At 61.6% G+C, this 6,179-nt stretch carries 5 protein-coding genes and 3 pseudogenes; 2 read left to right on the forward strand and 6 right to left on the reverse strand.

Going from position 1 to position 6,179, the window contains the following annotated elements; genetic code table 11:
• Positions 1 to 236: 236 nt before the first annotated feature.
• From VQ044_RS23415 to VQ044_RS23425, 3 genes and pseudogenes are all read right to left on the reverse strand, one after another.
• Positions 237 to 1,371, reverse strand: a pseudogene (locus VQ044_RS23415) (IS3 family transposase).
• Between the two features lie 369 nt (positions 1,372 to 1,740).
• On the reverse strand, positions 1,741 to 2,337 hold the full coding sequence (locus tag VQ044_RS23420; protein ID WP_327650012.1) for a LysE family translocator: 597 nt from the start codon (positions 2,335 to 2,337) through the stop codon (positions 1,741 to 1,743).
• A 10-nt stretch (positions 2,338 to 2,347) separates the two neighbouring features.
• Positions 2,348 to 3,340 carry a threonine dehydratase gene (locus VQ044_RS23425; protein ID WP_327651111.1) on the reverse strand — a complete coding sequence of 331 codons (993 nt, stop codon included), beginning with the start codon at positions 3,338 to 3,340 and terminating at the stop codon, positions 2,348 to 2,350.
• Positions 3,341 to 3,453: 113 nt separating this feature from the next.
• Here VQ044_RS23425 and VQ044_RS23430 point away from each other — a divergent pair, with 113 nt between their 5' ends.
• Positions 3,454 to 4,101 (forward strand): helix-turn-helix transcriptional regulator, encoded by a 648-nt coding sequence (locus VQ044_RS23430; RefSeq protein WP_327650013.1) that lies wholly within the window; start codon positions 3,454 to 3,456, stop codon positions 4,099 to 4,101.
• A gap of 12 nt (positions 4,102 to 4,113) precedes the next feature.
• Positions 4,114 to 4,284 (forward strand): annotated as a pseudogene (locus VQ044_RS25930) (helix-turn-helix domain-containing protein); the annotation flags it as partial.
• Between the two features lie 108 nt (positions 4,285 to 4,392).
• Here VQ044_RS25930 and VQ044_RS23435 read toward each other — a convergent pair.
• The 3 genes and pseudogenes from VQ044_RS23435 to VQ044_RS23445 form a co-directional block, all read right to left on the reverse strand.
• Entirely contained in the window at positions 4,393 to 5,058 is a 666-nt protein-coding gene (locus VQ044_RS23435) for a dihydrofolate reductase family protein (protein WP_327650014.1), read from the reverse strand.
• Positions 5,051 to 5,551: a VOC family protein gene (locus tag VQ044_RS23440; protein ID WP_327650015.1), complete on the reverse strand. Its 501-nt coding sequence runs from the start codon at positions 5,549 to 5,551 to the stop codon at positions 5,051 to 5,053. The genes VQ044_RS23435 and VQ044_RS23440 overlap by 8 nt, the downstream gene beginning before the upstream one ends.
• Positions 5,552 to 5,562: 11 nt before the next feature.
• A pseudogene (locus VQ044_RS23445) lies at positions 5,563 to 6,072 on the reverse strand (VOC family protein); the annotation flags it as partial.
• Positions 6,073 to 6,179: the final 107 nt, after the last annotated feature.

The following is a 6,179-nucleotide window of genomic DNA, read 5'->3' on the forward strand; positions in this document are numbered from 1 at the left end:
AAGCGTTCAATGTACGGACGCGGAAACCTCGATCTTCTTCGCCAACGGTTCCTCCTGGCGCACATGAACCACACAACCTGCGCAAGAGCCGGAAAATTGGACAGCGTGCTGAGTGGATTGTCTGCCTGAAGGCGGCCCGGATGGCCGAGATCAGGAGAGAGGATGAGCAAGAGACAGAGGTGGCTCGGTTTGTCTGAACAGGCTCGGCTGCTTGATAAGTGGATCGGCTGCCGGGTTTAAGCCGCTGCGAGAAGCGGCTGGTTGAAGTAGGCGTGGTCCGGGGTTTTGCGTCCCAGGCTCGAATGTGGGCGTCGTCCGTTGTAAAAGTCTGGGTAACGGCCGATCGATGTCCGGGCGTGACTGACGGTCTCATAGGCACGGAGATAGACCTCCTCGTATTTCACCGATTTCCAGAGCCGTTCGACGAAGACGTTGTCCCGCCAGGCGCCCTTGCCGTCCATACTGATCTTGATGTCCTTGGCCAGCAGGACCTTCGTGAAGTCCGTGCTGGTGAACTGCGATCCCTGATCCGTATTGAAATTCTCCGGCTTTCCGAAGCGGGCCAAGGCCTCCTCGACCGCCTCGATGCAGAAGTCGGCCTGCATCGTGATGGATAGCCGCCAGCTCAGCACCCGCCGGCTGAACCAGTCGACCACGGCGGCGAGATAGACGAAGCCACGGGCCATCGGGATGTAGGTAATGTCCATCGCCCAGACCTGGTTCGGCCGCGTCACCGGCAGCTTGCGGAGCAGGTAGGGATAGATCTTGTGGCCCGGCGCCGGCTTGGAGGTGTTCGGCCTGCGATAGATCGCCTCGATCGCCATCCGCTTTATCAGCGTCGCGACATGCAGGCGGCCGACGATGGTGCCTTCCCCAACCAGGAGGTCCCGCAGCATGCGGCTGCCGGCGAAGGGATATTCCAGATGCAGTTCATCGATCCCCCGCATGAGCGCGAGGTCAGCGGCCGAGACCGGGCGCGGCAGATAGTAGACGCCGCTGCGGCTGATGCTCAACTCGATGGCCTGCTTGGCGACAGGCAGGTCATGAGACCGATCGATCATCGTCTTGCGCTCGGCAACAGTTCGGCCTTGTCGAGCGCGGCTTCCAAAAAATCGTTGGCCAGCGTCAGCTCTCCAATCTTGGCGTGGAGCGTCTTCACATCAATCATCGGCACCCTGACGACCACACTCGTCTCCGACCCGAAGACGCCGGCAGCCCCCTCGAGAAGCTGCGAGCGCCACTGGGTGATCTGATTGGAATGCACGTCGAACTGCTGCGCCAATTCCGCCAACGTTTTCTCGCCGCGCACTGCTGCGAGCGCTACCTTGGCCTTGAAGGCAGGGCGTGGTTCCGCCTGGCTCTCTTGCTCATCGTCTCTCCTGGTCGCAGCCACTCTGGCCGCCTTCAGGCAGACAATCCACTCAGCCCGCTGTGCAGATTTGCCGAGCCACCTCTGTCACAGCCGATCGCCGGAATTCGACGGCCTTGAGGTCGTTCTCAAGGGTGGCCAGCTCGGAGGACCGTCGCTTTTTATCGATGCTCTCGGCGAGAGTTGATGGCCGTGAGCGGATCATTCGCCTGGGCAATACTAATCGACCGCTCAGGGCCGTAAGGAGACCGTCCGCAATCGGCCCCTGTGCTGGCAAACCGGCCGTTCGGCTCCGGCCCCTCACATGCCATTCGATGGCCGTTCATCTTTGGGGCCGTTACCCGCCCTTCCGCTCCTGTGGAATTTTCAGATTATCGCCACATTGGAATCACGGAAGCTGCGAGCAACAGGCCGAGGCTAATGTTCACGATGCGCCATTGCCTGTCTGTTTTCAGGATCTGGGAGAGCCACTGGCCACCCATGCACCAGAGCGTCAGCGACGCTGTTGCTGCCAGACCGAATACAATCCCCAGAAGAAGGGCGAGATGCAGTGGGCTTGCGGACAGGCCCGCATAGGCGGAAGCTGCACCAATCGCCATCGTCCAGGCCTTGGGATTGAGCCAGAGCAGCAACAGGCCTTTGACAAAGCCCATCGGCGTTGCTCCTGTGCCTGATGATGAAGATGGCGCGCCGAGGCGTCCAATTGTCCAGGACAGCCAGAGCAGATAGGCCGAGCCGACAAGCCGCAGTGCGACCTGCAATTGCGGCAAGGAGATGACGACGGCACCAAGTCCGCCACCAACAATACCGATGAGCGAGGCAAGCCCGCAGGCGATGCCACCCAGCAGCGGTAGGCTGCGCGCAAACCCGAACTGCGCACCGGAAGCGGTGGCAAGGGTCGTCGCGCCCCCGGGCGTTATCGTCGAGACGATAGCGAATGTGAGAAGTGAAACGAACAGGTCCGGCATGGTCGCCTCGTCAGAGGGTTGGGGTCTGGCCACAGAGAACCTGCCGGAAAACCGGCATATCGATATTGCCGCCACAAAGGATCACCCCGGCGCGCTTTCCGACCTGTCGCTGCTTTTCCTGCATGAGAGCCGCAAGCGGTGCAGCGCCAGCCCCTTCCGCCATATTATGCGTATCGGTGTAATAGATACGGATAGCTTCCGCGATCTCGTCGTCGCTGACCTCGCCGATACGCGCCGCACCTTGCATGATGATAGCGAGCGGTTCCGCCTGAGGCTCGCGGCAGGCCATGCCGTCGGCAAAGGTCCGCGCCATCGCGGTCGGCACAGCATGTCCGGCCGCGAATGACAGAGCGAAAGCAGGCGCGTTCTCGGCTACGACACCGACAATCTCCGTCTTGAGCTGAAGCAGGTCACGCATCGTGATCAGGCCGCAAATGCCCGAACCCATGCCGATGGGGACATAGGCGACATCTAGGTCGGACCAAGCGGCGAAGAGTTCCGCGGCATAGGTGGCGACGCCCATGACGAGATCACGATGAAACGGCGGAATGAGGTGATAGCCGCGGTCGCGTTCGATCTGCGCCGCGACAACACGGCTTTCGTCAAAATCCTTGCCCGCGATGACCAGTTCGGCGCCGAACGCGGCCATGGCGGCATTCTTCTCGGCGGAATTGCTTTCGGGGACGACAACCACAGATGGCAGGTCATTTTGCGTTGCGGCAACTGCGACCGACTGCCCGTGATTGCCACGGGTCGCCGTGACCAGTCCCTTCGGCATCTGCCCGTTGCGCTTGAGGGCTTCGACATAAACCAACCCACCGCGCGCCTTGAACGAGCCGGTCGGGGTGTGGTTCTCGTGTTTGACGATGACCTCGACGCCAAGCCGCTGGCGCAGCAACGGCCAGGCATAGGCGGGTGTTGGTGGCACAAAGCCGCGCACGATCCGGGTCGCGGCTTCAAGTTCGTCAAGCGTGAATAGTGGCATGGCGGTAGCGTCTCTCATGGAGACCAAGCCATATCCGGATGCAGCCAGCGCCGCTTTCAGAAATCTGACCCAAAATCTGATCTGGTTCAGGCCGGCTGTTTTTGTTTTCAGCCGCGCTGCTATGGTGTGGCATGAGCCTCGATCAGCACCATCCATCGCGCCCGTCCGCCCAAGAAGGCGCGATATGCGTTGCTGTCAGGCGTTTTCGGGCCGAGTTGTTGCTGCGCAACCCATATGATGCGGCCTATACGCCAAAGCTAGCGATCATCGGTTTTGCCTTCGAGAGCCAGATCGGTGTCCACGCCTTTGCCACCGATCGCCGGACCCATTTTCAGGCAAAGCCCAATGGATTGGCCTATGTACCGGGCGGCTGTGATGTCTATTCAGCTTCGGAGCAAGGCGGCGAGTATCTGAAAATCACGCTGGAATCGGAGCCCGATGATCCACCGGGCCATAACCAGCGCTTCAGCGATGTGGTCGATCCCTTCGCGATCCGTGCAGCGCAGCGCCTGCGGGCGATGCTGCTGGCGTGCGATTCCGTCGACCTGGTCATGTTCGAGCAGCTGGTCCAGACCTTGCAGGCGCGAGTCGCTCATGTTCACGGGGGGCAACATGCGAAACTCCGTGCATCCACCTGGATGACCGCACGCCGCCTGCGGCAGGTTGACGAGATCATCGAGGCCAGGCTCGACGATCAACTGACCGTGCAGGATCTGGCGGATGCCCTGGGTTTGTCGGCGGGGTTCTTCAGCCGTGCCCTAAAATCAGCCATCGGCTAATCCCCGCACGACTACATCATCGAGCGCCGGATCGCGCGTGCGCGGTCGCTGCTGAAATCCAGTGTTCCGGACCTGAGCGCGGTCGCGCTCGTCTCCGGCTTTGCTTCTCAGGCCCACATGACCGCGACGTTTCGAAACCGCCTGGGCGTAACGCCGGGGTATCTTCGCGATTTGTCTCACTGACAGGCTCTGCTGCGTGGTCTGCTCTCGGTGCTTCCGCCTGTGGTTATCGGCGACCGCATCGGGCGCCGAGCCGGCGTAATATGATTGGCTGGCCAAAGAGCTGCAGGCTCACCAACGACCCTCCGCTTGACGCAGACGGAGCGCAAGCTCGTCTTCGCTCGGGGGCTTTGTGGCAAAGCTGCCAGTGCGAACCTCTCCACCACGCGCAAACGATGCGAAATGGACCCCCGCCGGCGAGTGTGCCTGCTCGACGAGCGTCCAAGAACGGGCTGTCGCCGGGTTGTCCGAATACCAGCGCTTGCCGCGCCCGAGCATGACCGGGAAGGTGATCAGCGCAATCTGATCAACGAGGCCGGCGGGAAGCAGCGCCTGGTAGAGAAGGCTGCTGCCCTGGATCAACAGGTCCGGCCCATCGCTGGCCTTGAGGCGCGCGACAGCCTCGGCAGGATCGCCGATGAGGCGCTGGCTGTTGCTCCATGTGAGCGGCCGATCGGACGAGGTCACGACATGCTTGCGCACGGTATTGAACGTCTCCCCGATCGGTTGGTCGCCGTTATGCGGCCAGTATGCGGCGAAGATCTCATAGGTTCGCCGGCCGAGCAGCAACTCATAGCTGCCCCCCAGCAGCCGCCCCATCGGCTCATTCAGCGCGTCGTCGAAATAGGGGAACACCCAGCCACCGTGCGAAAAGCCGGTCTGGTCCTCCTCCGGCCCGCCTGGTGCCTGAATCACGCCGTCGAGCGACTGAAAAAGGGAGCCCATGATCTTACGCATCGACGGCGACTCCGCGCTCCGCAGCCTCAATCCGGGCAATATCGATCTTGCGCATGGTCATCATCGCTTCGAATGCTCGGCTTGCCGCGACTTTGTCAGGATTGCTATTGGCTCGCAGCAGCGCGCGGGGCATGATCTGCCACGAAAAGCCCCACCGGTCCTTGCACCAGCCGCAAGCGCTTTCCTGCCCGCCATTGCCCACGATGGCGTTCCAGTATCGGTCGGTTTCCTCCTGATCGTCGGTCAGGACCATGAAGCTGACCGCCTCATTGGCCTTGAAATCGGGGCCGCCGTTCAGGCCGACGAAGCACCTGCCGAGCACGGTGAACTCGACCGTGAGTTCGGCGCCCGCCGTCCCACCCGGGAAATCCGAGGGGGCGTGCATGGGAGCGCCGACACTGCTGTCGGGAAAGGTTGCGGCGTAGAACTCCGCAGCGTTTCGGGCTTCCCCATGGTCGAACCACATGCAGGTCGTGAGCTTGTCGCTGGCCACGTTGTTTCTCCTCACTTCGGCGCTCCTCGAGCCAGAGTTCGTTTCCGATGACGTATCAGGGCTTGGGGCAAAACCATTGTTCCCGCAGTTGCGGTTCGGTCCAGCAGCGCCCGACCTTCTCCCGCGGAGCGTCGAGAAGCCGGCTTAGTGTAAGGGTACGGGCCGGGTCGGTCATGATCCCGTCTCCCGCGAACCCACGAACCCACGAACATGATCTTAACTCCCCGCGGATCGGTCGCCTGGATCAGCCATCCGCTGTCGTTCGGCAGTTCGGTCGGGCCGATCCGGACCGTACCTCCGCCGGTTTCCACCGCTGCCTTCGCTGCATCGATATCGGCCACCTGCAGGGCAAAGTTCCAGAACGGTTTCGCGTCCTTTTTGGGGGCATCCATCACCGCGCCGATCATCTCATCGTTGTAATTGATGAAGGTGTAGTCGCCCATGTCACCGCCCATCGGCATTGAGCCGCCATTCTCCCAGCCGAACATCTCGTGGTAGAAATCGAGGGCAGCTTTCTGATCCGACGTAACGAGTTCGTTCCTTGCCTATCCGGTTGATTCCCACACCCACTAGATCTAGTGTTGGGCATGGATGTCCTGGCCCGTGAAGACCTGCCGTTCCCGCAGTC

Source organism: Aurantimonas sp. C2-5-R2, assembly GCF_036549495.1.
In the GTDB taxonomy this organism is placed as follows: Bacteria; Pseudomonadota; Alphaproteobacteria; order Rhizobiales; family Rhizobiaceae; genus Aurantimonas; species Aurantimonas coralicida_A.